Raw genomic sequence first — 26,275 nt, 5'->3', positions numbered from 1 at the left:
AACCCAGCGCGCGCCCTTAAACGTCATGACGTTTCACTTGCTGTGGGAGCCAGCAAGCTGGCAAAGGGTGCGTCATATTGGTTGCTTAAGCCGTCTCTTCACGAGTTTGCATTTCCGAGCTTTACCACGCAAGGCGCGAACATGCCGGCCCTTGGTGGGGGCGGCTCCTACAAACATAGGAGTTGCCGTAGATACCGCGCTAGTGAAAGAACTCCGCAATCAGCACCGCGCCCAGGAAGGTACCGAGATTGGCCAGGAAGGAGACTAATACGATCCTCCAGCCCAACCGGCGAAACGCAGGGATGTCCTTGGCGATGGACAGCCCCGCGAACGTCAACATCGGGGTAATCACCGCAAGCATGTTGACCGACCCGGTCAAACGAATGATCTCCGCGGCCCAGGGGCACAGCGGCGAGGTCATAAACATTGCCACCAACGACACTACACAAACCGCGGGGATTTTCCGGCGCAGTAGCGCGCATACCGCTTCGCCTACGAAGGCTGCGACCACCATACAGGCCACGCCGGCAAAGGCATCCGCTGATAGGGTCTTGTACCCTACATAGTTCGCAAGCAAGGCAAGGGCACCGGCGGCAAACCAGGCGCTGACCTTACCCGGCCAGCCCAACTCCACGGTCTCCAGCGAAACTTCATCAGGCCGAGGCCCGTCTTGCGCGGTTGAGGCCTTGGTGGCGCGGCCGATCATCGGCTCCAGTACCCGGTAGCCCCACACTGCCAAAGGGAGCGAAATGAATAGCGTAAAGTAGGTACCCAGGGTGGTCGTGATCAGGTTCGAGGCCGCCGCCAGCGTCATCACCTCCTTGGCCACCTCAGGGGTTTGCTGGGCAGCGATCGCACCCGCCGCCGCGGCCATCATGCTTCCAGAGCCAATGCCCGAGCCCATTGCCAGGGAATTGGGGTGAAAGATGCCAAGGCTGGACACAAAGCCTGCCACAATGGCGATGAACAACGCGCCGAACAGTGTGCCCGTCAGGTACTCCGCCAATACGCCCCGCCCCTCGGGCGAATCCATCCCATAACGCTCGCCGATGATGGCCAGGCTTGGTTCACGCCCTACAGAGAACGTGGCCCCTACGGCTTCGCGCTTGATTCCCAGCAGCAAGGCAACCGGCAAGCCGAGCATCACTGTACCTACGAAGTGGCCGAACTCCTGAAACACCAGCGCCCACCCGGAGGCGAACACCACCGGCAGCGAGCTGCCTACCACCAGGCCCAGCTTGGCGATGAAGATCAGCAGCGCCGGTTGCAAGATAGACGCCGAGCGAAGTTGCGTCTGGGTGTCGATACCCATGGTGCCCGGCAAGTGCTGGCTGGCGATCCCCACCCCTGCGCCGAGCAGCAGCGCCCAGACCATAGGCAGGAGTACGACCTTGCCGGGGCCAACAGGGATGCTGATCGACCCGATTATTTCGGCGCATACCAGGATAACGGCGGCCCAGACATACAGCTTGGCCGTGGCTGACACCGCCCGGTTATCACCGAGTGTCGCGGCTTGAATAGATTGCATGTGGTTCCCCTGGCCTGCTGATGGCCATGGCGGCCGAATCAAGAGTTGTTGTGTTTTCAGGGGGTGTCGAGGACACCCAGGGCAGATTCAACAGCCATCGGTCGATGACCAAGCGCAAGGCGATTTCTTGTTTTGGCGCAGCGAGAGCAGTAACGCGTTTGCGCGTATTGCGCTTAGCGGTGAGGTCACCGTCTAGCCCGAGTATGCCTCTGCCCTGGTAACCAACCAATATCACGGATTTTGTTTATCGTTGCGCTGGGGTGAACGCTAGGGATGGAGATTTGAGGGCCTGGAGGAGTTATCAATGCCTAGGGATTAGTTACTCAACTGGCTTCGATAACGCGCGATCTCTTCATCGGTTACGTCTTTTCGGTAACACAGAGGTTCATACCCGGGCGGTTTTAACCGGCGTTCCCGTAGGGCAATGCCCTATACCAATACCCCATATAGGCTATGGCTCGGCAATTTGCCATTATCCGTAAAATAGGGGCTTCAGCTTCGCTAGGTGAAGGTACAAAATTGACGCGAATGAAAAAGCCCAACCTGTAAGGGTTGGGCTAAGTCATTGAAATAAATGGTCGGGACGGAGTGATTCGAACACTCGACCCCTTGCACCCCATGCAAGTGCGCTACCGGGCTGCGCTACGCCCCGACTAGGCGTTTTAAACCTGCTCTCGTTAGCAGCGAGAACGGAGAGAAAGATACCTTAACCTTTTGAATTATGGAAGCTTTTTCTCCGCTTTTTTTTGCTTACTTCTTGAGCACGTGCAACACGTCTTCCAGTTCGCTGATCATCTGGCGAATGAGCTGCTTGTACTGGGTAGTGTCGTCCTTGGCTTCGTCGCCGGACAGGCGCAAACGCGCGCCGCCGATGGTAAAGCCTTGGTCGTAGAGCAAAGCGCGAATCTGCCGGATCATCAGCACATCCTGGCGCTGATAATACCGGCGGTTGCCGCGACGCTTCACGGGGTTGAGTTGAGGAAATTCCTGCTCCCAGTAGCGAAGTACGTGCGGCTTTACCGCACACAAGTCGCTGACTTCACCAATGGTGAAGTAGCGTTTGCCTGGGATAGGCGGGAGCTCGTCGTTATGACTTGGTTCCAGCATAGGCTTCCACTCGGGCTTTCAACTTCTGCCCTGGACGAAAGGTGACGACGCGGCGCGCGGTGATCGGGATCTCTTCACCCGTTTTCGGGTTGCGGCCCGGCCGCTGGCGCTTGTCTCGGAGGTCGAAATTGCCGAACCCGGATAACTTGACCTGTTCGTTGTCTTCGAGCGCATGCCGGATTTCCTCGAAGAAGAGCTCTACCAATTCCTTGGCTTCGCGCTTATTCAGGCCCAGCTCCTCATACAGACGTTCTGCCATCTCAGCTTTCGTCAGAGCCCCCATACGTCACTTCCTTAACGTGGCGTTCAACCTGTGTTCGAGCGAGGTGAGGATTTCCGAAGTGGTCGAGTTCACCTCATCGTCGGTAAGAGTGCGCGATGGATGCTGCCAGGTCAAGCCAACTGCCAGGCTTTTTCTATGTGGATCAATACCTTTACCCTGGTACACGTCAAACAGCCTGAGGTCAGTCAGCCATTCGCCTGCATTTTCACGAATTACCTGCAATACCGCTTCGCCAGCAACCGTTTGATCAACCAGCAGTGCAAGATCACGGCGCACTTCAGGATAACGCGATAATTCCTTGAATTTAGGCAGGCGCCCTTCTACCACGCCGTTCAGAAGCAACTCGAACACAAACACCGGCCGATCCAGGCCCAGTTTCTTTTGCAACTCCGGATGTAGCGCCCCCACATAGCCCACTTCTTGACCGTCACGTTCGATACGCGCGGTCTGGCCTGGGTGCAGCGCGGGGTGGTTGCCAGGCACGAAGGTGAACGCCGCCAAGGCGCCAGCATGGCTTAATACGGCTTCTACATCGGCCTTGATATCAAAGAAGTCGACCTTGGCGTCGCCCTGAGCCCAGCCTTCGGGCAAGCGCGTGCCACAGGCAACCCCTGCCAGCATAGGCTGCTGCTTGAGCTCACCCAGCTGGCCAACGAAGCGCAGGCCACTTTCGAACAGGCGCACGCGGGTCTGTTGGCGGTTTAGGTTGTGCTGCAGCGCCTGCACCAGCCCAGGCCATAGCGATACTCGCATGGCCGCCATGTCCGAGGAGATGGGGTTGGCCAGGGTGAGCGGTTGTACGCCAGGGTTGAAGAGTTCGAACTGCTTGGGGTCGATAAAGCTGTAGGTGATCGCCTCTTGATAGCCACGGGCGACCAGCAGGCGCCGAAGAGCTGGCAACTCGGCCTTGGCTTCGGTGCGCAGCTGAGGCGCCAGGCGCGCTTGAGGATAGCGAACGGGCAGTCGGTTGTAGCCGTACAGGCGGCCCAGCTCTTCGATCAGGTCAACTTCAAGGCTGATATCGAAGCGATGGCTAGGTACGGTGACCGTCCATTGCCCAGCACCCTCGGCGCTGACACCCAGGTCCAGCCCTTTGAGCAGGCCTTCGATGGTTTCGGCGCCCATGTCTAGGCCCAACATCTGCTCCACACGGTCGGCACGCAGGGTAATAGGGGCGAAGCTTGGCAAATGCGACGCGTGACCAGCTTCGATCACGGGGCCCGCTTCGCCACCGGTCACTTCCAGCAACAAAGCGGTCGCCCGTTCCATGGCGGTATGAGCCAGGTTGAAGTCCACACCCCGCTCGTAGCGGTGAGAGGCGTCGGTGTGAAGGCCGTAGGAGCGCGCCTTGCCAGCCACGGTAATCGGCTCGAAGAAGGCGCTTTCCAGGAACAGGTCTTGGGTAATGGCGGTGTTCACGCCGCTATGCTCACCGCCCATTACACCGGCAATGGCCAAGGCGCGCTGGTGGTCGGCGATCACCAGGGTATCACTGCGCAGGGCTACTTCCTGGCCGTCCAGCAATACCAGCTTTTCGCCCTCCTCGGCCATGCGCACACGGATACCACCCTTGATCTGTGCCAGGTCGAAGGCATGCATGGGTTGCCCCAGCTCAAGCATCACATAGTTGGTGATATCTACGGCCGCATCGATGCTGCGTACCTCTGCACGACGCAGGCGCTCGACCATCCACAGTGGGGTCGGTCGGGTAAGGTCCACGCCACGAATGACCCGGCCCAGGTAGCGCGGGCAAGCCGCGGGCGCCAACACCTCAACAGAGCACGTGTCCTCGATGGCGGGCGCCACTTCGGGGATGGACGGGTGGGTCACGGGAACGCCATAGAGCGCACCTACCTCGCGGGCCAAGCCAGCCATGGACAGGCAGTCTCCACGGTTAGGGGTCAGGCCCAGCTCGATGATAACGTCGTCCAGCTCCAGGTACTCGCGTACGTCCTTGCCCACGGGTGCATCAGCGGGCAGTTCGAACAAGCCGTCATTGCCCTCGCCTACTTGCAGTTCGGCCTGGGAACAGAGCATGCCGTTGGACTCAACGCCACGCAGCTTGGCTTTCTTGATCTTGAAGTCGCCCGGCAGTTGAGCACCGATCTTGGCGAAGGGAATTTTCAAACCAGGGCGCACATTGGGCGCGCCGCAGACCACCTGGAAGGTCTCGTTGCCGTCGCTTACCTGGCACACGCGCAATTTGTCGGCGTCGGGGTGCTGCTCGGTGGCGAGCACTTCACCCACCACTACACCGCTGAACGCCCCAGCGACGGGGGTCACGCTGTCGACTTCCAACCCAGCCATGGATAGGCGGGCCACCAAGTCATCTCGCGATACCTGCGGGCTAACCCAGCCGCGCAGCCATTGTTCACTGAATTTCATGCTGCTCTCCTGAAAATGTCGTTACGGCTAGCGAAATTGCGCAAGGAATCGCAAGTCATTGTCGAAGAACAGGCGCAGGTCATTCACACCGTAACGCAGCATCGCCAGACGCTCTGCGCCCATGCCGAACGCGAAGCCAGAGAAGGTTTCCGGGTCGATGCCGGACATCCGCAGCACGTTGGGGTGGACCATGCCGCAGCCCATCACTTCAAGCCAGCCGGTCTGCTTGCACACGCGGCAACCGCCGCCGCTGCAGATCACGCATTGAATATCCACTTCGGCCGAGGGTTCGGTGAAGGGGAAGAAGGAGGGGCGGAAACGCACCGCCAATTCCTTTTCGAAGAACACCCGAAGAAACTCTTCGATAGTGCCCTTGAGGTCCGCGAAATTGATGTCGCGGTCGATCAACAGCCCTTCGACCTGGTGGAACATGGGCGAATGGGTCAGGTCCGAGTCGCAGCGATAGACGCGGCCCGGGCACACAATGCGAATGGGCGGCTGGCTGGACTCCATGGTCCGTACCTGCACCGGTGAGGTGTGAGTGCGCAGCAGCATGTTGGCATTGAAATAGAAAGTGTCGTGCATGGCACGCGCCGGGTGATGCCCCGGAATGTTCAGCGCTTCGAAGTTATGGTAATCGTCTTCGACCTCTGGCCCTTCGGCGATGCCGTAGCCAATGTGAGTGAAGAACTGCTCAATGCGCTCCAGGGTACGCGTAATGGGATGCAAGCCACCGCTGGCCTGGCCACGCCCTGGGAGGGTAACGTCGATCTGTTCCGCAGCCAGCTGAGCGTTGAGCGCGGCTTCCTCCAAGCCTGCCATACGGGCGTTGAGCACGTCGGTGACCCGCTCCTTGGCCTCGTTGATCAGCGCGCCAACCTTGGGCCGCTCTTCGGCTGGCAGGTTGCCGAGGGTCTTCATGACCTGGGTCAGCTCGCCTTTCTTGCCCAGGTATTGGACCCGGATCTGCTCCAGGGCGTTGATGTCTTCAGCATTGTGCACGGCCTCCAAAGCTTGGTTGACCAGCGCATCCAGGTTTTCCATGTACAGGCTCCAGATACGAAATAGGGGAAGAGCGCAGGCCCTTCCCCTATTCAAAGACGTTCAACACCGTTGCCCACCGGGGCGCGCAACGGTGATTGTCGGGGGTACTTAAGCCAGCGAGGCTTTAGCTTTCTCGACAATCGCAGCAAACGCCGCTTTCTCGCTCACTGCCAGATCGGCCAGTACCTTACGGTCGATCTCGATGGCTGCCTTTTTCAGGCCAGCGATCAAACGGCTGTACGACAGGCCGTTGGTACGAGCACCAGCGTTGATACGGGCGATCCACAGAGCGCGGAACTGGCGTTTCTTCTGACGACGATCTCGGTAGGCGTACTGGCCAGCCTTGATGACGGCTTGCTTGGCGACGCGGAATACGCGCGAACGCGCACCGTAGTAGCCTTTAGCAAGTTTCAGAATCTTTTTGTGACGCTTACGGGCAATGACGCCACGCTTAACACGAGCCATGAGTTATATCCTCTATCTTTGACCGAAACGGAATCAACGAACGCGCAGCATGCGCTCCACTTTAGCAACGTCAGAGGCGTGCAGCAGGCTGCTGCCGCGTAGTTGACGCTTACGCTTGGTGGACATCTTGGTCAGGATGTGGCTCTTGAAAGCGTGCTTGTGCTTGAAGCCGGAAGCGGTTTTCAGAAAACGCTTCGCGGCGCCACTTTTGGTTTTCATCTTTGGCATGTTCGGGTACTCCGCATTTCAGTGAATTAACATAACCTTAAGGCCTGCCGTGCCCTGGAGGTTACTTCTTGCGTTTGGGGGCGATGACCATCAACAGCTGGCGGCCTTCCATTTTAGGCTGCTGTTCAACGGCGCCGTATTCAGCAAGGTCAGCTTCGACCCGCTTCAACAGCTCCATGCCCAGCTCTTGGTGGGCCATCTCACGGCCACGGAATCTCAACGAGATTTTGGCCTTGTCCCCTTCTGTCAGGAAACGTACCAGGTTGCGCAGTTTTACCTGGTAATCCCCTTCTTCCGTCCCTGGACGAAACTTGATTTCTTTGATCTGGATCTGCTTCTGGTTTTTCTTGGCTTCGTTGGCCTGCTTCTTCTTCTCGAAGAGGTGCTTGCCGTAGTCCATGACTTTACAGACGGGCGGTACCGCGTCCGCAGAGATTTCAACCAAGTCCAGCTTCGCTTCTTCAGCGATACGAAGCGCTTCATCAATAGAGACGATGCCAACCTGCTCACCGTCCGCCCCGATTAACCGAACCTCGCGTGCCGAGATATTCTCGTTGATCGGAGCCTTCGGTGCAGTTCGTTTATCCTGTCTCATTTCACGCTTAATAATGATTACTCCAAATCTTGGCGACCACGCCGGGATACCGCCTGTGCGAGGTACTCCTGGAATTGCGCGACCGGCATCGAGCCAAGGTCAGCGCCCTCACGGGTACGCACGGCGACAGTTTGCGTCTCTACCTCACGGTCCCCGATGACGAGCATGAACGGTACCTTGAGCAGAGTATGCTCGCGGATTTTAAAGCCAATTTTCTCGTTTCTCAAGTCGCACTTGGCACGGAACCCGCTTCCGTTGAGGTTTCTTTCAACTTCTCGGGCAAAATCAGCCTGGTTATCGGTGATATTCATGATCACCGCCTGGGTAGGCGCGAGCCAAGCCGGGAAGGCACCTGCGTAATGCTCAATGAGCATGCCCAGGAATCGCTCGAAAGAACCAAGAATGGCGCGGTGCAGCATCACGGGGCGCTTGCGACCGTTGTCTTCGGCGATATAGCTGGCGTCCAGGCGCTCCGGAAGGTTCGGGTCGTACTGCAAGGTACCACACTGCCAGTTACGGCCCAGGCAGTCCTTGAGGGTGAACTCGATCTTCGGCCCGTAGAACGCGCCCTCCCCTGGCTGGTATTCCCACTCCAGGCCTGACTCGTTCAAGGCATCGGCCAAGGCTTTTTCCGCCCGGTCCCACAGCTCTTCGGAGCCCACGCGCTTGGCGGGCCGGGTGGAAAGCTTCATGGACACATCATGGAAGCCGAAGTCCTTGTACACCTGCAAGGTTAGCCTGATGAAATCGGCCGACTCGCGCTGAACTTGATCTTCGGTGCAGAAAATATGCGCGTCGTCCTGAGTGAAGCCACGTACCCGCATGATGCCATGCAGCGCGCCAGAGGGCTCATTACGGTGACAGGCACCGAACTCGGCCAGGCGCAGCGGCAGATCACGGTAGGACTTCAAGCCCTGATTGAAGATTTGCACGTGACACGGGCAGTTCATCGGCTTAACGGCGTAATCGCGGTTTTCCGAATTGGTGGTGAACATGTTCTCGGCGTAGTTCGACCAGTGCCCGGAGCGCTCCCATAAGATGCGGTCCACCACTTGGGGGGTACGCACTTCCACGTAGCCGCTCTCGCGCTGAACCTGGCGCATGTACTGCTCAAGCACCTGATAAATGGTCCAGCCGTTGGGGTGCCAGAACACCATGCCTGGAGCTTCTTCCTGAAGGTGGAAGAGGTCCAGCTGCTTGCCGATGCGGCGGTGATCGCGTTTTTCGGCTTCTTCGATGCGTTGAATGTAGGCGGCCAGCTGCTTTTTGTCCGCCCAGGCAGTGCCGTATACGCGCTGGAGCTGTTCGTTTTTCGCATCTCCACGCCAGTAGGCGCCGGACAGTTTGGTCAGCTTGAATGCCTTGAGGAAACGGGTGTTAGGCACGTGCGGCCCACGGCACATGTCCACGTATTCTTCGTGATAGTACAGGCCCATGGCGGTTTCGTCGGGCATGTCGTCTACCAGGCGCAGCTTGTATTCTTCGCCACGGGCCTTGAATACGTCGATCACTTCGGCGCGCGGGGTCATCTTCTTGATGACGTTGTATTCGGTGTCGATCAGTTCGCGCATGCGCGCTTCGATGGCAGCCATGTCATCAGGGGTGAATGGCCGCTCATAGGCGATATCGTAATAAAAGCCGTCGTCGATGACTGGCCCGATGACCATCTTCGCCGTAGGGTACAGCTGCTTCACCGCGTGCCCGACCAGGTGCGCGCAGGAGTGGCGAATGATTTCCAGCCCCTCGTCGTCCTTGGGGGTGATGATCTGAAGACGGGCGTCGCTGCTGATCAGGTCGCTGGCATCTACCAACTGGCCGTCTACCTTGCCGGCAACGGTAGCCTTGGCAAGGCCCGCGCCGATGGACGCGGCCACGTCGGCCACGGATACGGGATGATCGAACGAACGCTGACTGCCGTCAGGAAGAGTAATGGTGGGCATGGCGCCTCCTCTCCTAGTGGTGACCCCTACCAAAGGTCACGTGGGTTGGGATGAGCCAGTACAGGATTCGGCGGTATGCCTGCCTTACAATAGCAGGCGCCAAGGGCCAACCAGGGCCGAACCGGAGTGACTGGAAGTAAACGTAAACCGCCCTTATTAGCGGCCGGCCATCCTAGCACAGCCTGCAAAGCCTTTGGCGGCCGATTGCGCCGGTCTGAACTTGGGCGGTGGGGGCCTTTCGAATACGCACAACCTCAACATACTTCGTTCCAAGGAGCCTTCCATGCGCGTTTCCAAGATGCTGCCTTATGCCTTCCCCGCGGCCATGGCCCTGCTGCTGCCCTTCAGCGCACAGGCGCAATGGCCGGAGGGTACCCGCGCGCAATACATGAGCGACTGCGTGGCCACCGCCAAACAGCAAGTGGGTACGGATAAAGCCACCCAACATTGCGCATGCGGCGCGGACGTAATCGAAAGCAAATTCAGTACCGCCGAAATCCAGCAATTGATGAGCAAGGCGCCGCCACCTGAGGTTCAACTTCGCGACCGGCTGGAAAAAGAGGTTCAAGTGTGCAGGGCCAAAGGTTAAGCAAACCGGCGCCAAAACCCCGTCAGTAAAGGGCCTGACCGCTAAAGATTTACGGCCGTTTAGCGAAATTTCAGGTTTTTTATCTTCGACGGGGTTACCAACGGCTCGTTTGTGTCTATGATGGCCGTGTACTGTTCGGTTGAGCAGTACCCGTACTAGATACTTATGTTTCCTGGAGATACACCCCATGTCCAATCGCCAAACCGGCACCGTCAAGTGGTTCAACGATGAGAAGGGCTTCGGCTTCATCACTCCCCAAGGCGGTGGCGATGACCTGTTCGTCCACTTCAAGGCGATCGAATCCGACGGTTTCAAAAGCCTGAAAGAAGGTCAGACCGTTTCTTTCGTGGCTGAGAAAGGCCAGAAAGGGATGCAGGCCGCGCAGGTTCGTCCCGAGTAAGACTCGCGGCCTCCAGTGCTTGAAAAGCCCGCCAAGGCAACCGCATGATGCGGTCGACTTGGCGGGTTTTTTCTTTGCGTGCCGTTTGCGTTAGCCGCAGTTGGCGCGAATCACCTTGCCGCTGTCATCGGTATTGAGATTGAGCCGTTCTGACCGGTAATCCATGGTGATCGAATCATGCGGGCCGAGAATGCGCGCCATCATCGACCCGGAACGGGTTTTAGCCTGCTCCAACAAGGGCTTGGAAGCCTGTTGACCTACCGCGAACTGCGCGCCCTGCGCGTCGCACCGCCCATCTCCGGCCGCTGGAGCCGATGCGGCATTCGCTGGCGCGTCTTCCGCGGTGCTGGAACAGCCCGCCAATACCGCTATCATTGCCAACGCCAGCCCTGCTTTACCCACACCGCCCATGAAACCTCCTCGTTATAAAAAGGGTTGCTCCCCTGCGACCACATTTGGGTCAGGAGGTTGCAGGGCAAAGTTTGCCTGCTTCAGGTCAAGGTGGGCGCGAGGAAAAGTGACAGGATGTGTCTGGCTACCTGGGCCCGCTTAATAAATATCCAAGTAGTCTGAGCATGGATCAGGCCAGTTGCGTTGCAGGGCTGCCTGTATCTTGGCCACCCAAGTATCGTCAGCGGCAGCCTCCGGCCCTACGCAACCGGAGCCCGCGGCCCAGGTCTCGAAGCGAAACCGCACGCCACTCAAGGCCTGCCCACCAATGGCAGCGGTGGACAACCAGGCCAGGCCCGCGTCATTCACACGCAGCTGGCAGTGAGCGCGATTATTGCCTTGGGCCAAAAGCCGGCGCACGGATGCCAGGCTTGGCTCACCCGGTAGAGCAAGGTTCAGTTGCATACCAATCAGCACTGTTTATTTGCCTTAAGTGTGGCATGGCTCAAGGTTTACGCCTATGTCCGAGTGCCAAGTACCTTAGTAAATGATTAACTGCTGTGCTCAATGTGCGGCGAGAAAGCCATGAACCTGACCTTAGTGACTGACATCAAGGCCAAATGGCCCCAAGGGCAATGCTCATACAGCCCAGGTACGCCTGAAGAGCTGGCGATCATCAGCATAGACTTGTTGGTTCGCCAATTGGGTACCGAAGCGGCCCAGGCCTTTATTGCTCAGGTGTTCGAACGCTTCGCTCAGGCGCCCTCTTCCCCGCCGAAGGAGACCCAGGCCAGCTGACCGATCAAGCCAGCCTAGGTTGCCCAAACGGTCGACTACAGGCCAGCCTACCAGGCCCAGCCAAGCACCTTATGGCGGTGCGGAATCGACGGCTGCGCGCCCTCGGCGGTTACCGAAAGCGCGGCGGCTTGCTGGGCAAAGCGAATCGCTTCTACTTCCGCGGAGCCTTGCGCCAAGGCAGCGGCGAAGGCGCCGATAAAGGTGTCACCCGCGGCAGTGGCGTCCACGGGAGTTACCTTGAACGCCGGGAAATGTTCCACGCCATTGGCCGATGCCAGCAAAGCCCCTGCCTCGCCGAGCGTGACCAATACCTTACCCGCACCACGTGCCAACAGGGCCTGGGCTGCCGCCTGAGCGCCTTCATGCCCAACCACTGAAACACCTGACAACAGCTGCGCCTCGCTTTCGTTAGGCACCAGGTAGTCGACCCAGGGTAACCATTGAGCCGGGAGGGGACCGGTAGCAGGCGCGGGGTTGAGAATGACCGTTTTGCCCAAGGCGCGAGCCCTGGCCAAGGTATGGCCCACCACGGCCTCGGGCACCTCCAGCTGGCATACCACCACGTCAGCAGCCAGGATGGCACTTTCAAAGGCGTCTACCTGCTTGGTAGCAAGCGCCCCATTGGCCCCCGCAACGATCACGATGGTGTTCTGGCCCTGGGTATCGACCGTGATCAGCGCAACACCGGTAGGCACCTGCGGCACGCTAAGTACGCCTTCGCAATCGATGCTGTCGTCCAACAGTGCCTGGCGCAATGCACGGCCATTAGCATCATCACCAACGCAACCCACCATGCTTACCCGTGCCCCAAGGCGTGCCGCAGCCACGGCCTGATTGGCGCCCTTACCACCAGGCGCGGTGGCAAAGTTAGCCCCGGCCACCGTCTGGCCAGGGCGAGGCAAGGCCTGGGCGCGTACGATCAGGTCCATATTCAGGCTGCCGACAACCAATACCTTGCCCGGCCCTTGCGCTGATGCTTCAGTGCTCATTGCTTGCTGCTTCCTTTACAAATTGTCATAAGGCAGGGCCTCGTTCGGAGGCGCCGTGGACTCACGGCTAATGATGTGCGGTGCTATCACGCGTCGCCGCGGCGCGCCTGTGGCTTTGCCTTGCACTCGCTCTAAGAGTTGCCCCGCGGCCAACTCACCTAACTGCAGGATGGACTGCCCCACGGTGGTCAATGCCGGGTACACGTAACGGCACATTTGTATATCGTCGAAGCCTATGACAGAGAGGTCTGCCGGCACCCGCAACTTGCGCTCGGCCGCCGCCCGCAACAGCCCCATGCCCAACATGTCGTTCCCGGCAAACACTGCCGTAGGCCGGTCTTCTTCCAGCAAGGCAGCCCCTGCGCGATAGCCGCCATCGGCGGTGAAATCACTGGCGATTTTCCAGTAGCCAGGTACCCTGAGCCCCGCCTCGGCCATGGCACGCTCGAAACCCGCCTGACGCGAACGCGCCACCGAAGCGCTGTTCGGGCCATTGATGCAGGCAATACGCCGATGCCCCAGTTCCAGCAAGTGCTGGGTGGCCAGGTACGCCCCCTGGGCGTGGTCTATGCACACCAGGTCTGCCCGCAGCCCGCGCATCTCGCGGTCTACCACCACCAGCGGCGCGTTGGGCCAATAGCCCTCGCTGCCCGGCGCGGCGTCGTCCACCGCCGCCAGAATCAAACCGTCGATGCGTTTTTCCTGAAGCATGCGCAGGTAATTGCGCTGCTTGATCGGGTCATCATCGGAATTGCACAAAATCACGCAATAGCCGTTGCGCTCGCACAGGTCTTCGATGCCACGAGCCAACTCCGCGAAATAAGGGTTGATGTTGTTGGGCAACACCAGGCCGATGGTAGCGGTGGCCTTGGCCTTAAGCGACCGCGCCACCGCGCTGGGCACATAATCGAGCTGAGCGATCGCCGCCTCCACCTTTACCCGCGCGGCCTCACTTACCGGTCGGCTGTTGTTGAGCACATGAGACACCGTGGTGTAGGAAATCCCTGCCAGCGCCGCTACATCCTTAATGGTCGCCATTTAGCCGCGCTGCCCGGCCCGGCGACTGCGATAGGTATCCAGCACCACCGCCGCCACGATCACCGCACCAGTGATCAAACGCTTGGTGGGTTCACTGGCGCCTATTTGGGCAAGGCCTGCGGCCAATACCGAGATGATCAGCACCCCGAACAGCGTACTGACCACCGAACCCCGGCCGCCCATCAAGCTGGTGCCGCCGATCACCACCGCGGCGATTACTTGCAATTCCAGCCCCGCGCCGGCGTTAGGGTCGGCCGCTTCCAAACGAGACACTTGAAACAGCGCCGCCAAGCCGGCCAGCAGGCCCATAAAAGAGAACACCAGCACCTTGTAAGGCCGCGGGTCCACGCCTACCAGGCGCACGGCTTCTTCATTGGTGCCGATACCTACCAGGTAACGCCCAAATACGCTGCGGCTGAGCACCAGTTGGGCGCCAGCCACCACGGCCAGGGCAATCAGGAACGATGGGGAAATGCCCCACAACAGCGGCTCGGACAGCGCGCTATAGGCATCTCCGATATAGGCTGTACGTGAATCGGTCAGCTGATACGCCGCGCCCCGAGCCATCTCCAGCACCCCTAGGGACACGATGAACGAAGGGATACGCCAGGCCACGGTCACCAGACCGGTAAGCGTGCCAGCCAGGGTTGCGCAGAGCAGCCCTAAGGCCGCGGCTGGCAACGCGCCCCACCCCCAGCCAAGCATGGCCACGCTGACCGCCGAAGCGGCCAGGGCCAGTACCGAGCCTACAGACAGGTCGATGCCGCCGATGATCAGCACGAAGGTCATGCCCACCGCCAGTACCATCAGGTCTGGAATCTGGTTAGCCAGCATGCTGAAGGTGCTGTACGACAAAAAGTGACTGCTGAGGGTGGAGAACAAAATCACCAGTGCCAGTAGCGCGGCGCCCAGGCCCAGGTACGTACGTAGCGCCCCGGGTGCCTGACGCGGGCTGCTGGCGCCAGGGTTGGTTGCAACTGTGGTCTTCATGGATATTCCTTGGCCCCCGTGAGGGCATGGTCGGCGCGGTCGCCAGCCAGGGCGGCGGCGAGCAATTGTTCCTGGCTCCACTCGGCGCGGTCGAAGATGCCTGTCATGGCGCCCTCGCACATCACCCCGATGCGGTCGCAAAGCAGCATCAGTTCCCGCAGGTCACTGGACACCACCACCAACGCCTTGCCTTGCCGGGTGAGGTCGCCCAGCAGGCGGTAGATGTCGAACTTGGCGCCCACGTCAATGCCACGGGTGGGCTCGTCGAACAGCAACACCTGGCAATCACGCTCCAGCCAGCGCCCGATCACCACCTTTTGCTGGTTACCGCCAGACAGTTCCCCTACCGCTTGCTCAGGCCCGGCGCTGCGAATACGCATGGCATCGATCCGCCGGCGCGCCAATGCATGCTCACGCTCCGGGCTCATCCAGCCGAAGGATGAGACCTCAGGCATGTTGCCCAAGGCGAGGTTGGCGGCGATGGGCTGGTTGAGCAGCAAGCCTTCGCCCTTGCGGTCCTCGCTGATCAAGGCAATGCCCTGGCGAACGACCTGGGCCGGGGAGGTCAGGCGTATGGGGCTGGGCGGGTTACCCAAGGCCACTTGGCCGGTGTCGGCGTGATCGGCAGCGAAGATCAGGCGCAGCAACTCGGTGCGGCCAGCCCCAATCAATCCAGAGATACCGAAGATCTCTCCAGCGCGGACCTCGAAGCTTACATTGCGCACCTTATGGCCACGCCCCAGGTGTTCTACCTTAAGCAAGGGCGCGCCTATGTGACGCTCGCCCAGGTCGATGCGCTCGCCCAGTTCACGGCCTACCATCAGGTTGACCAACTGGTCTTCGCTCACTTCACCCGTGCGCGCTACCGCTACCAACTTGCCATCGCGTAGCACCGCCACCCGCTGGGCGATGCGGGCGATTTCCTCGAGACGGTGGGAGATGTACACCAGCGCGACGCCTGCCGCTTGCAGCCGCTCCACCTGGGCAAACAGTAGTTCTACCTCACGCCCGGTGAGCATGGCAGTGGGCTCATCGAGAATGAGCACACGGCAATCGCCGATCAAATTGCGGGCAATTTCCACCATCTGCTGATGGCCGATGCCCAGTTCCGCAACGGGGGTGTCGGGGTCCAGTTGCTCCAGCCCCACACGTGCCATGGCTTGGAGCGCGTCAGCACGTAGGCGTTTACGGTCAACCCAACCGAAGCGGCGTGGCAGCCGCTCCAGAAACAGGTTTTCAGCAATGCTCAAGGTAGGCAGCAGGTTAAGTTCCTGCAGCACCATGCGTACACCCTGGCGCTCGGCGTCACGGCGGCTGGCGGGCGCCCAGGGGCCGCCAAGGAAACTCAAGCGGCCGGTGGTAGGTGTTTCCAGCCCTGCTATGATCCGCGACAACGTGCTTTTGCCGGCACCGTTCTCGCCAGTGAGCGCCAACACTTCGCCAGCGATCAATTCCAGGTCTACCCCACCCAGCACCGGCTGGGTGTAGGTTTTGCCTACACCTTCAAGCCGCAGCAGCGGCGTGCCGAGGGTCATGGCGCGGCCTGAGTGACCAGGTCTACCGGCGTTTGCACATTGCCGCTGCCCTCGCCCTTCTCACCTTTCACCCGGCGCAAGGCTTCCTCGATACCGAACACTGCTTGCTTGGCCGCATATTGGTCAGCGGTGGCCAGTACACGACCGTCCTTGAGCATGGGGGCGATGGCTTTGATGTTGTCGTAGCCGACCACCAGCACCTTGCCGGTTTTGCCCGCCGCACGTACCGCTGAAACCGCGCCGAGCGCCATGCTGTCGTTGCCCGCCAGTAGCGCCTTGATCTGGGGATACTCGTTGAGCATCGCAGTGGCTACGGCGTTGCCTTTGTCGATTTCCCAATTGCCCGACTGCACCGACATTACCTTCATGCCAGTGCTTTGCATGGCGTCCTTGAAACCAGCGCTGCGCTGTTGGGCATTGGTGGTGGTGGGCACGCCTTCGATGATGCCGACTTCATCGCCACTTTTCAGACGCGTGGCCAGAAACTCCCCCACCTTACGCGCGCCGGCACGGTTATCTGGGCCTACGAACGGCACTTCGAGGTTTTTGCTTTTAAGTACATCGGCATCCAACTGGTTGTCGATGTTCACGACCTTGATCCCCGCATCGGAGGCTTTTTTAAGTACGGAAACCAAAGCTTTGGAATCAGCCGGAGCGATCACCAACGCATCGACATGGCTGTTGATCATCTGCTCAACGATACGGATTTGTGCTGCCGTGTCAGATTCGTCCTTAATGCCGTTGGAAATCAGCTCAAACTCGCTGGCGTGCTGCTTTTGGTAGTCTTTAGCGCCGTTTTCCATGGTGAGGAAGAATTCGTTGGCCAACGACTTCATAACCAGGGCTACCTGCGGCTTGTCAGCGGCATGGGCAGCACCCCCTGTAAAACAGGCGCAAGCAAGTAGGGATATGGAAAACGAACGGAGGAAGGGCATGCTGTTCATGGGGCGTCCTTTTTATGATTATTGGCCCGTTGCCTGAGGCAAACGTTTGCGCCCACAAATATGGTAGCCAAAACGGTGACTGTCAAACCTTTAAGCACGCTTTGAACAAATTTAATCTGGCGGCGGGTTTGTACGAAAAGGGGTAACACCGCGAGAGATTAAACGAAGATGCTCTAGAGCTATTTACCACTGGCAGTTGCGAAAAACGCTTTCAAAGAATACTGTATGCGCATACAGCAATAAAAGGAAACAACAGGTGGCGTCTTCACCACGGCCTACGGGCTACGAGCAACTTGCGCAACGCGTTCAAAAAATCATTAACGGTCCAACCGCCCAGCGCGCGCGCTCTGCCTTATTGGTTCGCCAACCAGAAGAATCGCCCGAAGACTGGCAACGCCTGTTAGACGAAATTGCCGAGAACGATAACGTCACCCTTGCCTGGCGCGATGACGGCGGCATCCAGTTGTTTTGGGTGGTGCCTAGCGATGATTGAGCGGCGTTTGTTAGCGGGCCTTGCGGGCCTGTGTTTGCTCTTGGCTTTGCCGGCCCAGGCCGAGGCCCCCCGTACGTTCTCCGAAGCCAAAAAAATCGGCTGGCGCTTGTACGCGCCGCAGTCCACGGAGTTTTATTGTGGCTGCAAATACACCGGTAATACCGTAGACCTTAAAGGTTGCGGTTATCGCCCTCGGAAAAACGCTACCCGCGCTTCGCGCATCGAGTGGGAGCATATCGTGCCGGCTTGGCAGATCGGCCATCAATTACGTTGCTGGCAGAATGGTGGGCGCAAGAACTGCACCCGGCACGACACGCTGTACCAACAGGCCGAGGCCGACCTGCATAACCTGGTTCCCAGTATCGGGGAGGTGAATGGTGATCGTAACAACTTCAGCTTCGGCTGGTTGCCCGAACGCCGGGGCCAATATGGCAGCTGCCTGACCCAGGTGGACTTCAAGGCCCGCAAGGTGATGCCACGGCCTACCATCCGAGGCATGATTGCCCGCACGTACTTCTATATGAGCAAGCGTTATAACCTGAGGCTGTCTGACCAGGACCGCCAGCTGTACCAGGCCTGGAACAAGACCTACCCGGTACAGCCCTGGGAGCGCCAACGCAACCAGCGCGTGGCCTGCGTGATGGGCCACGGCAATGAGTTCGTAGGGCCAATCAACCTCAAGGCCTGCGGGTGATCATTGAACCGGGTGGGGCTCGACCACTGATTCGATGCCCTGGCCGGACATCAAGCGCTCACGGGTCGCCTGGGCTTCTTCGCGGGTAGCGAAGGGCCCTAGGAAAATCCGTGGCTTCCCTTCCTGGGTAACGATATTGGCTACAAAGCCATGCTCTACCAGGCGTGCGGCCATGTCGCTAAGGGCGCCTGGATTACTGTCGGCGATGTGCACGTCCCAGCCCTTGGTAGGCTCAGCGGCAGAGTCAGCAGGTGGTTCGGCTATTGGCGAACCACAGGCCGCGCGCACCACGATGTTGACACCGTCGCGGTCGAGCACGGCCTGATAGCCGCTGTCGGTCTTGATTGCAGCATAGCTTTGGTAACCGCCGTAGTTGCCGTCGGCGCCTTTACCCTTCACCTGCCCGCACACATTGCCCTGAGGCGTGGTGCGTACATTGGTGAACTTGGCAGAGCTCGGGTTTTCCAGTTGCGCGGCCACCGCCTTGTGCGCTTGTTCTACCGCGCTGCCACAGCCCGCAAGGGCCAGTACCAACGCCACTCCCATCAGTTTATGCACACACCCGCCTCCGAGACTTGAAGCTGGGCAGTCTATCATCCTCCGCCAACCAGCGAGCCACCTGCGCCCTGCGACATACCCTCACAGCCTGCGGCCTGCCACTTGGCCCTCGCCCGAGCTGTGGCATCATAAAGGCCCGTATTTGTATGCCGAGATGCTCATGCCCCCTATTGACGCCCGCCAGCAACTGGCCCACGAGCGCTACCTGGCCGCTCACCCCGAACTGGCCGAAGAGATTCGCGGCCTTGATCCCCGTGAGCAGCAACAGCAAGTTCAGTGGGCATTCGAAGATGAAGCACAGAGCCGCGGCCTGGAGCCCTGGGAATATGTATTGGAACTGGCCGCCAATAGCCCTGAAGAACTGGCGGCCATGCGCGAAGAGGTGCACAAAGAAGTGGCCGAGGCCTTGGGCATGAGCTGGGAAGACTACCGCCAACTCAACGGCTTGTGACCTGCTGACGGCGGCTACCAGGTAGCGAGGACAGAACGAAAAAGGGCGACCCTCGAGAGTCGCCCTTTCATGCCGAACGTTGAATCATTCAGCGAATTTGGTAGGCACAATTGGACTCGAACCAACGACCCCCACCATGTCAAGGTGGTGCTCTAACCAACTGAGCTATGTGCCTGCTGTGGGGGCGCATTCTACGCCTGCCCCTTCGCCTGTCAACTGGTAATTTCTGTAACCCGCTGATTGCTGGGCGAAAATACCACAGCCACTGCTTTCGATGCTCTGGTTGAGTCGCTAGCGCTTGCCAGGGTTTTGAGTTAGCCTTTCGCCATCGTTAATAATATTAAACAAAGGACTGCTTATATGGCGCATACCGCTTACCCGCCTTCCTACTACGCTGCGTCTGCCAACCCTGTTCCCACCCGGCCTGCTCTGCAAGAAACGATAGAGGCTGACGTATGCGTGGTAGGCGCTGGCTACACAGGGCTGTCCAGTGCGCTGCACTTGTTAGAACGGGGGTTTAGCGTAGTGATGGTAGAGGCTGCAAAAGTGGGCTTTGGTGCATCAGGCCGTAATGGCGGGCAGATTGTAAACAGCTACAGCCGCGATATCGATGCCATCGAGCGCACCCTAGGCCCGCATGAAGCAACGCTGCTGGGCGCCATGGCATTTGAGGGCGCGCGCATCATCCGTGATCGGGTTCAGCGTTACAACATCGCTTGCGACCTGGCCGACGGTGGCGTCTTTGCTGCGCTCACCAGTAAGCAAATGGAGCATCTGGAGGCTCAGCAAAAGCTCTGGGAACGCTACGGCCATACGCAATTGGAGCTGATGGACCGACGTCGCATTCGGGAAGTGGTAGCGTGCGAGCAATACCTGGGCGGCTTGCTAGACATGAGCGGCGGCCATATCCACCCTCTGAACCTGGCGCTGGGCGAGGCAGCAGCGGTAGAGTCCTTAGGCGGCCGAATTTTCGAGCAAACCCCTGCCACGCGTATTGATCGCGGCCCAAATCCGGTGGTGCATACCCCCCAAGGTCAGGTAAAAGCCAAGTTCGTGATCGTGGCAGGCAATGCGTATCTGGGCAACCTGGTGCCAGAGCTGGCAGCCAAGTCCATGCCCTGTGGTACTCAGGTCGTGGCGACCGAGCCATTGAGTGAAGAGATGGCCCGCGGCCTGCTGCCGCAGAACTACTGCGTGGAAGACTGCAACTACCTGCTCGATTACTACCGCCTCACCGCCGACAACCGCTTGATCTTCGGCGGCGGCGTGGTCTACGGCGCCCGTGACCCGGCCAACATCGAGGCCATCATACGGCCCAAGCTGCTCAAAGCATTCCCGCAGCTTAAAACAGTGAAAATCGAATTCGCCTGGACGGGTAACTTCCTGCTAACACTGTCGCGCCTGCCTCAAGTAGGCCGCATTGGCGAGAGCCTCTATTACTCCCAAGGGTGCAGTGGCCATGGGGTGACCTACACCCACTTGGCCGGCAAGGTGCTGGCCGAAGCCTTACAAGGGCAAGCTGAGCGTTTCGATGCCTTTGCCTCCCTACCACACTACCCCTTCCCCGGTGGCCAGGCACTACGGGTACCATTGTCTGCCCTGGGCGCCTGGTACTACAGCCTGCGAGATAAACTTGGCGTCTAAGCCTAGATACCTTGGCGGCGGGACGGCTCCTATACCAAAGTGATGGCTCACCTGTTGTAGGCGCCAACGGAGCTGGCGAACAGTCCGTCAGTGGTTGCCTATGCCGCCCGTAGCAGCGGGGCTTACCCGTGCCTGGCCCTACACACTGTCGCGCCCAAGCTTATTGCGCCGCCTTCAATGCGCTTAACGCTTTGGCCGCCGCGCTGTCCTGGCCGGCCTGGCCCAACCGCGTAGCGGCTTCCCGCCAGCGGGCTTCATTCACCTGGGCTGGTAGCCGAGTAGCGGGCTGCACCAGTACGGCCCAGTTATCCGCCGCCCGCCAAGCCGAGACAAAGTCAGCGAAAGGCATCAATGCCCGGCGTTGCTCGCCGGAGCGTAGTACCACATGGCTTTTGAAGCGGTCATAGCCTATCAATACCGCATAGCGCTGCTCGCCCCAAAGCCTGCTTCCCTCACGGTAACGCAGCAGCACAGGGTTACCCGCCGCCACCTGCGTCAGCAAGCCTTGGAAATCAGCCTCTAGGGGATAGACCATCAAGCCGTATTGGCGCGCTGCTTCTTCCATATTGGCATCCAGGGCAGGTGGCCGCGCCGGCAGTTTCAAGAAGGGGGAAACCAGTCCAGGGGTCACGGCCACGCCTCGATCCCGTAGCAAGCCGGCCAGCGCGGTAGGCGCGCCCTGATCGTCGGCCCCGCGATAAAACGGCACCGCGGTCAATTCAACCCGGTCGGGCAACTGGCCGATGCGCGGCGCGGGCAGGTCAGCGCAACCGCCCAGCAGCAATGCTAGCCCTATGGCCAACCAGATACGCCCGGTTGGGCGCTTGAGATCCTTTGATGGCATAGCATCCTCAATTTAGGCCATTAGCCGAGCCCCCTGGGCCACAGCAGAAGCCATTTATGCGAACCGCACGGCCAACCTATGAGGCTTGGGGCTGCATCATAGGGGCCTAAATGCCCTCAGGCACAGTGAATCATATTTTCATATTCAGGCGCCAAACCACCCTCCAGGCCTGGCCTGGGGCCGACCATTCGTCATGACCCGGAAACATAGTGGCCACTAGACTGCTCTTATAACAAACGCCTGCGTTTGTTAAGCCCGAAGGAGGTACGCTGATGAGCCTGACAGTGGCGATACTGATGATGATAGTAGCTTGGCTACTGGTAGCTGCCGCCATGCTGTGGGGTGTATTGCGCATCGCGCGGCGCCACTATGCGGCGCCCGCGCCCCGTAAGCGGCAGCAGCCAGTTACCCAAAAGCTGCACGCGCCAGGCCGCTTCGCCTGACGCCTACCCTTGCGCTTATGCCTTGGGAGCACGTTTGTTGCGAGATTTTCGCGCCCATAGGTTAAGGCACTCGATTGCGGCAGAGAACGCCATGGCAGTATAGACGTAACCTTTAGGTACATGGGCGCCAAAGCCTTCGGCGATCAAGGTCATGCCAATCATGATCAAGAAGCCCAGGGCCAACATCACCACCGTGGGGTTGTTGTTGATAAAGCATGCCAAGGGTTCTGAAGCCAGCAGCATCACCAGCACCGCGACCACTACCGCGATCACCATGATCGGCAAGTGTTCGGTCATGCCTACGGCGGTAATGATACTGTCGATGGAAAACACCAGGTCCAGCATCAGGATCTGACCAATCGCCGAGGCAAAGCCGATCCCCACCTGCGCGCTAACGCTGGCGTCTTCTTTGGCCGCCGGGTCTACACTGTGATGAATCTCGCTGGTCGCCTTCCACAACAGGAACAAACCACCCGCGATCAGGATAATGTCTTTCCACGAGAAGCCGTGACCAAGCAGCTCTACTACTGGCGTGGTCAGGGTCACGATAAAGGCCACGGTACTGAGCAACGCCAGGCGCAAAATCAACGCCATGCCAATACCGAGCCTGCGTGCTTTGGTTCGATGCTGTTCAGGCAACTTGTTGGTCAGGATAGAAATAAAAATCAGGTTATCGATCCCTAGCACAACTTCCATCACGATTAACGTGGCCAAGGCTACCCAGGCGGCGGGGCTGGCGATAAGGTCCATCAGGTATTCCATAAGTCGGCTCCACGCCAGTTGAATGACGAGCATGTTAATTCGGCTTATACTTCCGGAAAATTCGTATTTTCCATGCCAATTGTTCGGCATTACCTAAGCGTAGCCCATGCTCAACTACCGGCAATTGCATTATTTCTGGGTGGTCGCCCGTACGGGGAGCATCACTCGCGCCTGTGAACAGTTGCACCTCACTGCCCCGACTATCAGCGGGCAACTTTCCTTGTTAGAACATACGTTTGGCCTGCGCCTGTTTCAAAAGGTAGGGCGTCACTTGGAACTGACCGAAGACGGCCGCCGTGTGCTGGCTTACGCCGAGCCTATGTTCGAAGCTGGGGTGGCGCTGGAGTCGATGCTGCGAGCGCAGCCAGGCCAGCAGTTGCTTGGGTTGCGAGTAGGCGTGGCCGACGTGGTACCCAAGTCCATTGTCTACCGGTTACTTGCCCCCGCCATGGCGTTGCAGGACCCTCCCCTGCGCCTCCATTGCCGGGAGGACAAACTGGAGCGGCTATTGGCCGACCTGGCTATCCAGCGCCTGGACTTGGTCATCTCCGATAGCCCAGTGCCGGCGCAGCTGGATATCAAAAGCCGCACCCTCAAACTTGGCGAGTGTGGCATCGGTTTGTTCGCCACCCCCGAACTGGCTGAGCGGCTCACTGGGCCCTTCCCGCAATGCCTGGAAAACGCACCGCTGCTGATACCGGGCTCGCAAAGCGTGGTACGTGGCCGCTTGCTCCGCTGGCTGGAGGAATGCAAGGTCAACTGCCGAATCGTTGGCGAGTTCGATGACAGCGCTCTGATGCAGGCATTCGGCTTGGCTGGTAGCGGGGTATTCGTGGCGCCCCGAGTGATAGGCGCAGACCTGATACGCCAAGGGGAACTGAAACTGCTAGGGGAAACCGACGCGGTCATGGAAGCCTTTTACGCAATTTCCGTGGAACGTAGGGTAAACCATCCAGGCATACTGGCCGTCGCCGAGGGTGCGCGTCAGGGGTTGTTTCATTCTTAGAGCGCTACCGCGAAGGGTGGCTTGCCCCTACTCTATAGGCCCGCCCCTTCAGGTACCTCGCCATGACCGACGCTAGCGCCCCTAACCCTCCTGCCCTTAGCGACGTGGACATTCGTATTCTGGGCTGCCTGGTTGAGAAGCAGGCCACTAACCCCGAAACGTACCCACTTACGTTGAACGCACTGGTGCTGGCCTGTAACCAGAAAACCAGCCGAGAGCCGGTGATGCAACTCGCTCCAGGCCAGGTGGGCCAGCAGCTTCGAGCCTTAGAAAGCGCAGGCTTGGCCCGGCTAGTGATGGGTAATCGCGCCGACCGCTGGGAGCACCGCCTGGATAAAGGCTTGGAGCTGGTTCCGGCACAAGTAGCCCTGCTAAGCCTGTTGTTCTTGCGCGGAGCGCAAACCCTGGGTGACCTGTTGACCCGCGGCAGCCGACTGCACCCCTTTGACGATGTGGAGCAGGTGCGCCATCAACTCGAACGCTTGATAGCCCGCGAGTTGGCTCAGCAACTGCCCCGTCAAGGTGGCCAGCGTGAGGCCCGCTATGCTCATGGCTGGGCAGACCCCACCGAATTGACCGTCACGGCCCAGGCTGCCGGAACAGCCTCAAGCACCGCCGACAGCCGGATCGAAGTCTTGGAGGCACGCGTAGCGGCATTGGAAGCGCGCCTGACTCAACTGGCCCTGGATTAACCTACTTCACGGCCGCGAAAGCCGCCGCCTCGATGATCAACGAAAGCGGCGGGCGCTCGCCGGTGTACAGCACAAACTGTTCCAGTGCCTGCAGGGTGGCCACGTCTTGGCCTGTAATCACCGGTTTACCCGCTGCTTCGGCCGCCTGGATCAAGGGCGTGCGCGCGGGCAGCGCCACCACATCGAACACCACCGCCGCCCTAGCCAAGGCCCCATGATCGAACGCCATCGCATTGGCCTCGCTACCACCGGCCATGCCGATAGGCGTGACGTTGATCAGCATGTCAGCCTCGATGCCTTCGGCAGTGGCCTGCCAGGCATAACCGCAGCGCTGCGCCAGGGCCTGGCCTGCTTCAACGTTGCGAGCGATCAGCGTGCCCTGCTTAAAGCCCGCATCGCGAAACGCACAGGCCACAGCCTTGGCCATGCCGCCACTGCCGCGCAAGGCCAGGCGCAGGGAGGTATCAAGCTGATGGCTACGGATCAACTCGCGAATCGCGATGTAGTCGGTGTTGTAAGCCTTCAGATGGCCGTCGGTATTGACAATGGTGTTGATGGACTCGATGGCAGCGGCGGAAGCATCCAGTTCATCCATCATAGGGATACTGGCTTCCTTGAACGGCATGGACACCGCGCAGCCACGAATGCCCAAGGCGCGAATACCGCCGATGGCAGCGGCAAGGTCGCTGGTGGTGAAGGCTTTGTAGAAGTAGTCCAACTCTAGCGCGCGGTAGAGGTAGTTATGGAAGCGCGTGCCAAAGTTGCCTGGGCGCGCCGCCAGGGACATGCAGAGCTGAGTGTGCTTGTTGGGAAAAATAGCCATTGAACAGTCCGACAGGTGTTTGATGTACAAGGAAACCACAGCCGTGAACTTACATAAACTTTACCCTGCCCGCCCATCAGTTTTTGAAGTTCCCTGGCATAGTAGGCACGGCAGCCCCAGAACCCACGCGCGGGTACCTGGCAGGCTGTTATCCGCGGAGGAACCCTCAAGATGCGTCAATTACCCAAGATTGCCTTATTGGTAGGCGCGCTGAGCCTGGCCGGCCAGGCCTCGGCCCATGGCGGCGGGATCGGCCCTGGCGTACTAGGCGCAGTGCTCGGTGCCGCCGTGGTAGGCGCGGTGGTAGCCCGTCCCGGCCCGGTGGTGGTAGAGCGGCCCGTGTACATGGCGCCACCGCCTGTCTACGTACAACCCCAGCCGGTTTACGTTCAGGCACCGCCCCCACCGGTGTACTACCAACCGGCGCCTGTATACGTTGCACCGCCTCCGCCACCGGGCTACTACGCGCCCCAGGGTTACTATTACGGCCCGCCTCGCTGGTAAAACTTACACCCTCGATAGGGCCAACGATGCACAGTGGCCACTATCGACGGGTGCCCGTTTGCGCGGGTGTCACGCGCCCTCAAATGAAGAAACATTTAGCCTGCCAGCCAATC

The 26,275-nt window shown here is 59.5% G+C and carries 31 protein-coding genes and 2 tRNA genes; 11 read left to right on the top strand and 22 right to left on the bottom strand.

Annotation, left to right across the window (positions count from 1 at the left end; genetic code table 11):
- Positions 1 to 199: 199 nt before the first annotated feature.
- The 10 genes from ACWKV4_RS06115 to thrS all read right to left on the bottom strand — a co-directional run bounded on the left by ACWKV4_RS06115 (position 200) and on the right by thrS (position 9,575).
- The gene (locus ACWKV4_RS06115) at positions 200 to 1,528 is read right to left on the bottom strand and encodes a DUF3100 domain-containing protein (RefSeq protein WP_483830583.1); all 1,329 of its coding nucleotides are present in this window, start codon (positions 1,526 to 1,528) and stop codon (positions 200 to 202) included.
- A gap of 575 nt (positions 1,529 to 2,103) precedes the next feature.
- A tRNA-Pro gene (locus tag ACWKV4_RS06110) sits at positions 2,104 to 2,180 on the bottom strand.
- Positions 2,181 to 2,278: 98 nt separating this feature from the next.
- Positions 2,279 to 2,635: a MerR family transcriptional regulator gene (locus tag ACWKV4_RS06105; protein WP_168080663.1), complete on the bottom strand. Its 357-nt coding sequence runs from the start codon at positions 2,633 to 2,635 to the stop codon at positions 2,279 to 2,281.
- A complete protein-coding gene (gene ihfA, locus ACWKV4_RS06100) occupies positions 2,616 to 2,918 on the bottom strand; it encodes an integration host factor subunit alpha (protein ID WP_002553164.1) in 303 nt (100 codons plus the stop codon). Before ihfA ends, ACWKV4_RS06105 begins: the two co-directional genes overlap by 20 nt.
- A gap of 3 nt (positions 2,919 to 2,921) precedes the next feature.
- The gene (gene pheT, locus ACWKV4_RS06095; RefSeq protein WP_483830584.1) at positions 2,922 to 5,303 is read right to left on the bottom strand and encodes a phenylalanine--tRNA ligase subunit beta; all 2,382 of its coding nucleotides are present in this window, start codon (positions 5,301 to 5,303) and stop codon (positions 2,922 to 2,924) included.
- A 27-nt stretch (positions 5,304 to 5,330) separates the two neighbouring features.
- On the bottom strand, positions 5,331 to 6,347 hold the full coding sequence (pheS, locus tag ACWKV4_RS06090) for a phenylalanine--tRNA ligase subunit alpha (RefSeq protein ID WP_483830585.1): 1,017 nt from the start codon (positions 6,345 to 6,347) through the stop codon (positions 5,331 to 5,333).
- Between the two features lie 108 nt (positions 6,348 to 6,455).
- On the bottom strand, positions 6,456 to 6,812 hold the full coding sequence (gene rplT, locus ACWKV4_RS06085; RefSeq protein WP_483830586.1) for a 50S ribosomal protein L20: 357 nt from the start codon (positions 6,810 to 6,812) through the stop codon (positions 6,456 to 6,458).
- Positions 6,813 to 6,845: 33 nt separating this feature from the next.
- Positions 6,846 to 7,040 carry a 50S ribosomal protein L35 gene (gene rpmI / locus ACWKV4_RS06080; RefSeq protein WP_483830587.1) on the bottom strand — a complete coding sequence of 65 codons (195 nt, stop codon included), beginning with the start codon at positions 7,038 to 7,040 and terminating at the stop codon, positions 6,846 to 6,848.
- Between the two features lie 61 nt (positions 7,041 to 7,101).
- Entirely contained in the window at positions 7,102 to 7,653 is a 552-nt protein-coding gene (infC, locus tag ACWKV4_RS06075) for a translation initiation factor IF-3 (protein WP_483830907.1), read from the bottom strand.
- Positions 7,653 to 9,575 (bottom strand): threonine--tRNA ligase, encoded by a 1,923-nt coding sequence (thrS, locus tag ACWKV4_RS06070; protein WP_483830588.1) that lies wholly within the window; start codon positions 9,573 to 9,575, stop codon positions 7,653 to 7,655. The genes infC and thrS overlap by 1 nt, the downstream gene beginning before the upstream one ends.
- 283 nt (positions 9,576 to 9,858) lie before the next feature.
- Between thrS and ACWKV4_RS06065 the strand changes: the two genes are divergently transcribed.
- Positions 9,859 to 10,164 carry a hypothetical protein gene (locus ACWKV4_RS06065; RefSeq protein ID WP_483830589.1) on the top strand — a complete coding sequence of 102 codons (306 nt, stop codon included), beginning with the start codon at positions 9,859 to 9,861 and terminating at the stop codon, positions 10,162 to 10,164.
- Between the two features lie 187 nt (positions 10,165 to 10,351).
- On the top strand, positions 10,352 to 10,564 hold the full coding sequence (locus ACWKV4_RS06060) for a cold-shock protein (RefSeq protein ID WP_003179963.1): 213 nt from the start codon (positions 10,352 to 10,354) through the stop codon (positions 10,562 to 10,564).
- 90 nt (positions 10,565 to 10,654) lie between these two features.
- Here ACWKV4_RS06060 and ACWKV4_RS06055 read toward each other — a convergent pair whose 3' ends face one another.
- Positions 10,655 to 10,975, bottom strand: coding sequence for an I78 family peptidase inhibitor (locus tag ACWKV4_RS06055; protein WP_483830590.1), 321 nt, complete (start codon positions 10,973 to 10,975; stop codon positions 10,655 to 10,657).
- Positions 10,976 to 11,113: 138 nt separating this feature from the next.
- Positions 11,114 to 11,419 (bottom strand): hypothetical protein, encoded by a 306-nt coding sequence (locus ACWKV4_RS06050; RefSeq protein ID WP_483830591.1) that lies wholly within the window; start codon positions 11,417 to 11,419, stop codon positions 11,114 to 11,116.
- Positions 11,420 to 11,539: 120 nt separating this feature from the next.
- Between ACWKV4_RS06050 and ACWKV4_RS06045 the strand changes: the two genes are divergently transcribed.
- Positions 11,540 to 11,752, top strand: coding sequence for a hypothetical protein (locus ACWKV4_RS06045; RefSeq protein WP_483830592.1), 213 nt, complete (start codon positions 11,540 to 11,542; stop codon positions 11,750 to 11,752).
- 47 nt (positions 11,753 to 11,799) lie between these two features.
- Here the strand turns inward: ACWKV4_RS06045 and rbsK are convergent, their stop codons facing one another.
- From rbsK to ACWKV4_RS06020, 5 genes are read right to left on the bottom strand one after another with little or no spacing between them, the layout of a single operon-like run.
- Positions 11,800 to 12,741, bottom strand: a complete 942-nt coding sequence (rbsK, locus tag ACWKV4_RS06040) for a ribokinase (protein ID WP_483830593.1) — start codon at positions 12,739 to 12,741, stop codon at positions 11,800 to 11,802.
- Positions 12,742 to 12,756: 15 nt separating this feature from the next.
- On the bottom strand, positions 12,757 to 13,779 hold the full coding sequence (locus ACWKV4_RS06035) for a LacI family DNA-binding transcriptional regulator (RefSeq protein ID WP_483830594.1): 1,023 nt from the start codon (positions 13,777 to 13,779) through the stop codon (positions 12,757 to 12,759).
- A complete protein-coding gene (locus tag ACWKV4_RS06030) occupies positions 13,780 to 14,769 on the bottom strand; it encodes an ABC transporter permease (protein WP_483830595.1) in 990 nt (329 codons plus the stop codon).
- Entirely contained in the window at positions 14,766 to 16,304 is a 1,539-nt protein-coding gene (locus ACWKV4_RS06025; protein WP_483830596.1) for a sugar ABC transporter ATP-binding protein, read from the bottom strand. The genes ACWKV4_RS06030 and ACWKV4_RS06025 overlap by 4 nt, the downstream gene beginning before the upstream one ends.
- The gene (locus tag ACWKV4_RS06020) at positions 16,301 to 17,239 is read right to left on the bottom strand and encodes a substrate-binding domain-containing protein (RefSeq protein WP_483830908.1); all 939 of its coding nucleotides are present in this window, start codon (positions 17,237 to 17,239) and stop codon (positions 16,301 to 16,303) included. The genes ACWKV4_RS06025 and ACWKV4_RS06020 overlap by 4 nt, the downstream gene beginning before the upstream one ends.
- A gap of 265 nt (positions 17,240 to 17,504) precedes the next feature.
- Between ACWKV4_RS06020 and ACWKV4_RS06015 the strand changes: the two genes are divergently transcribed.
- Positions 17,505 to 17,741, top strand: a complete 237-nt coding sequence (locus tag ACWKV4_RS06015; protein ID WP_483830597.1) for a DUF1654 domain-containing protein — start codon at positions 17,505 to 17,507, stop codon at positions 17,739 to 17,741.
- A complete protein-coding gene (locus ACWKV4_RS06010; protein WP_483830598.1) occupies positions 17,734 to 18,435 on the top strand; it encodes an endonuclease in 702 nt (233 codons plus the stop codon). Before ACWKV4_RS06015 ends, ACWKV4_RS06010 begins: the two co-directional genes overlap by 8 nt.
- Here ACWKV4_RS06010 and ACWKV4_RS06005 read toward each other — a convergent pair whose 3' ends face one another.
- The gene (locus ACWKV4_RS06005; RefSeq protein WP_483830599.1) at positions 18,436 to 18,993 is read right to left on the bottom strand and encodes an SPOR domain-containing protein; all 558 of its coding nucleotides are present in this window, start codon (positions 18,991 to 18,993) and stop codon (positions 18,436 to 18,438) included.
- 160 nt (positions 18,994 to 19,153) lie between these two features.
- Here ACWKV4_RS06005 and ACWKV4_RS06000 point away from each other — a divergent pair, with 160 nt between their 5' ends.
- Positions 19,154 to 19,444: a DUF6388 family protein gene (locus ACWKV4_RS06000; RefSeq protein ID WP_483830600.1), complete on the top strand. Its 291-nt coding sequence runs from the start codon at positions 19,154 to 19,156 to the stop codon at positions 19,442 to 19,444.
- 98 nt (positions 19,445 to 19,542) lie between these two features.
- Here ACWKV4_RS06000 and ACWKV4_RS05995 read toward each other — a convergent pair.
- Positions 19,543 to 19,619 (bottom strand) — tRNA-Val (locus ACWKV4_RS05995).
- 185 nt (positions 19,620 to 19,804) lie between these two features.
- On the opposite strand from ACWKV4_RS05995, the gene ACWKV4_RS05990 reads away from it, so the two are divergent.
- Positions 19,805 to 21,088, top strand: coding sequence for an NAD(P)/FAD-dependent oxidoreductase (locus ACWKV4_RS05990; RefSeq protein ID WP_483830601.1), 1,284 nt, complete (start codon positions 19,805 to 19,807; stop codon positions 21,086 to 21,088).
- Positions 21,089 to 21,248: 160 nt separating this feature from the next.
- Here ACWKV4_RS05990 and ACWKV4_RS05985 read toward each other — a convergent pair whose 3' ends face one another.
- Entirely contained in the window at positions 21,249 to 21,932 is a 684-nt protein-coding gene (locus tag ACWKV4_RS05985; protein ID WP_483830602.1) for a peptidase C39 family protein, read from the bottom strand.
- Between the two features lie 272 nt (positions 21,933 to 22,204).
- Between ACWKV4_RS05985 and ACWKV4_RS05980 the strand changes: the two genes are divergently transcribed.
- A complete protein-coding gene (locus ACWKV4_RS05980; RefSeq protein WP_483830603.1) occupies positions 22,205 to 22,375 on the top strand; it encodes a hypothetical protein in 171 nt (56 codons plus the stop codon).
- 15 nt (positions 22,376 to 22,390) lie between these two features.
- Here the strand turns inward: ACWKV4_RS05980 and ACWKV4_RS05975 are convergent, their stop codons facing one another.
- On the bottom strand, positions 22,391 to 23,137 hold the full coding sequence (locus ACWKV4_RS05975; protein ID WP_483830909.1) for a TerC family protein: 747 nt from the start codon (positions 23,135 to 23,137) through the stop codon (positions 22,391 to 22,393).
- Between the two features lie 106 nt (positions 23,138 to 23,243).
- On the opposite strand from ACWKV4_RS05975, the gene nhaR reads away from it, so the two are divergent.
- A complete protein-coding gene (gene nhaR / locus ACWKV4_RS05970; RefSeq protein WP_483830604.1) occupies positions 23,244 to 24,143 on the top strand; it encodes a transcriptional activator NhaR in 900 nt (299 codons plus the stop codon).
- A 62-nt stretch (positions 24,144 to 24,205) separates the two neighbouring features.
- The gene (locus ACWKV4_RS05965) at positions 24,206 to 24,835 is read left to right on the top strand and encodes a YceH family protein (RefSeq protein ID WP_483830605.1); all 630 of its coding nucleotides are present in this window, start codon (positions 24,206 to 24,208) and stop codon (positions 24,833 to 24,835) included.
- Position 24,836: 1 nt separating this feature from the next.
- On the opposite strand, the gene ACWKV4_RS05960 is transcribed toward ACWKV4_RS05965, so the two are convergent.
- A complete protein-coding gene (locus ACWKV4_RS05960) occupies positions 24,837 to 25,658 on the bottom strand; it encodes a shikimate 5-dehydrogenase (RefSeq protein ID WP_483830606.1) in 822 nt (273 codons plus the stop codon).
- Positions 25,659 to 25,829: 171 nt separating this feature from the next.
- Between ACWKV4_RS05960 and ACWKV4_RS05955 the strand changes: the two genes are divergently transcribed.
- A complete protein-coding gene (locus ACWKV4_RS05955; protein ID WP_483830607.1) occupies positions 25,830 to 26,162 on the top strand; it encodes a hypothetical protein in 333 nt (110 codons plus the stop codon).
- Positions 26,163 to 26,275: the final 113 nt, after the last annotated feature.

The sequence above is a fragment of the Pseudomonas artemisiae genome, assembly GCF_057128685.1.
The sequence above is the reverse complement of the archived record's forward strand: the minus strand, read 5'-3'. Positions and strand labels throughout refer to the sequence as shown.

Bases quoted from the DNA above. Each gene is read 5' to 3' on its own strand.
- ACWKV4_RS06115 (WP_483830583.1), bottom strand. From the start codon at position 1,528: ATGCAATCTATTCAAGCCGCGACACTCGGTGATAACCGGGCGGTGTCA.
- ACWKV4_RS06105 (WP_168080663.1), bottom strand. From the start codon at position 2,635: ATGCTGGAACCAAGTCATAACGACGAGCTCCCGCCTATCCCAGGCAAA.
- ihfA (WP_002553164.1), bottom strand. From the start codon at position 2,918: ATGGGGGCTCTGACGAAAGCTGAGATGGCAGAACGTCTGTATGAGGAG.
- pheT (WP_483830584.1), bottom strand. From the start codon at position 5,303: ATGAAATTCAGTGAACAATGGCTGCGCGGCTGGGTTAGCCCGCAGGTA.
- pheS (WP_483830585.1), bottom strand. From the start codon at position 6,347: ATGGAAAACCTGGATGCGCTGGTCAACCAAGCTTTGGAGGCCGTGCAC.
- rplT (WP_483830586.1), bottom strand. From the start codon at position 6,812: ATGGCTCGTGTTAAGCGTGGCGTCATTGCCCGTAAGCGTCACAAAAAG.
- rpmI (WP_483830587.1), bottom strand. From the start codon at position 7,040: ATGCCAAAGATGAAAACCAAAAGTGGCGCCGCGAAGCGTTTTCTGAAA.
- thrS (WP_483830588.1), bottom strand. From the start codon at position 9,575: ATGCCCACCATTACTCTTCCTGACGGCAGTCAGCGTTCGTTCGATCAT.
- ACWKV4_RS06065 (WP_483830589.1), top strand. From the start codon at position 9,859: ATGCGCGTTTCCAAGATGCTGCCTTATGCCTTCCCCGCGGCCATGGCC.
- ACWKV4_RS06060 (WP_003179963.1), top strand. From the start codon at position 10,352: ATGTCCAATCGCCAAACCGGCACCGTCAAGTGGTTCAACGATGAGAAG.
- ACWKV4_RS06055 (WP_483830590.1), bottom strand. From the start codon at position 10,975: ATGGGCGGTGTGGGTAAAGCAGGGCTGGCGTTGGCAATGATAGCGGTA.
- ACWKV4_RS06050 (WP_483830591.1), bottom strand. From the start codon at position 11,419: ATGCAACTGAACCTTGCTCTACCGGGTGAGCCAAGCCTGGCATCCGTG.
- ACWKV4_RS06045 (WP_483830592.1), top strand. From the start codon at position 11,540: ATGAACCTGACCTTAGTGACTGACATCAAGGCCAAATGGCCCCAAGGG.
- rbsK (WP_483830593.1), bottom strand. From the start codon at position 12,741: ATGAGCACTGAAGCATCAGCGCAAGGGCCGGGCAAGGTATTGGTTGTC.
- ACWKV4_RS06035 (WP_483830594.1), bottom strand. From the start codon at position 13,779: ATGGCGACCATTAAGGATGTAGCGGCGCTGGCAGGGATTTCCTACACC.
- ACWKV4_RS06030 (WP_483830595.1), bottom strand. From the start codon at position 14,769: ATGAAGACCACAGTTGCAACCAACCCTGGCGCCAGCAGCCCGCGTCAG.
- ACWKV4_RS06025 (WP_483830596.1), bottom strand. From the start codon at position 16,304: ATGACCCTCGGCACGCCGCTGCTGCGGCTTGAAGGTGTAGGCAAAACC.
- ACWKV4_RS06020 (WP_483830908.1), bottom strand. From the start codon at position 17,239: ATGCCCTTCCTCCGTTCGTTTTCCATATCCCTACTTGCTTGCGCCTGT.
- ACWKV4_RS06010 (WP_483830598.1), top strand. From the start codon at position 17,734: ATGATTGAGCGGCGTTTGTTAGCGGGCCTTGCGGGCCTGTGTTTGCTC.
- ACWKV4_RS06000 (WP_483830600.1), top strand. From the start codon at position 19,154: ATGCCCCCTATTGACGCCCGCCAGCAACTGGCCCACGAGCGCTACCTG.
- ACWKV4_RS05990 (WP_483830601.1), top strand. From the start codon at position 19,805: ATGGCGCATACCGCTTACCCGCCTTCCTACTACGCTGCGTCTGCCAAC.
- ACWKV4_RS05985 (WP_483830602.1), bottom strand. From the start codon at position 21,932: ATGCCATCAAAGGATCTCAAGCGCCCAACCGGGCGTATCTGGTTGGCC.
- ACWKV4_RS05980 (WP_483830603.1), top strand. From the start codon at position 22,205: ATGAGCCTGACAGTGGCGATACTGATGATGATAGTAGCTTGGCTACTG.
- ACWKV4_RS05975 (WP_483830909.1), bottom strand. From the start codon at position 23,137: ATGGAATACCTGATGGACCTTATCGCCAGCCCCGCCGCCTGGGTAGCC.
- nhaR (WP_483830604.1), top strand. From the start codon at position 23,244: ATGCTCAACTACCGGCAATTGCATTATTTCTGGGTGGTCGCCCGTACG.
- ACWKV4_RS05965 (WP_483830605.1), top strand. From the start codon at position 24,206: ATGACCGACGCTAGCGCCCCTAACCCTCCTGCCCTTAGCGACGTGGAC.
- ACWKV4_RS05960 (WP_483830606.1), bottom strand. From the start codon at position 25,658: ATGGCTATTTTTCCCAACAAGCACACTCAGCTCTGCATGTCCCTGGCG.
- ACWKV4_RS05955 (WP_483830607.1), top strand. From the start codon at position 25,830: ATGCGTCAATTACCCAAGATTGCCTTATTGGTAGGCGCGCTGAGCCTG.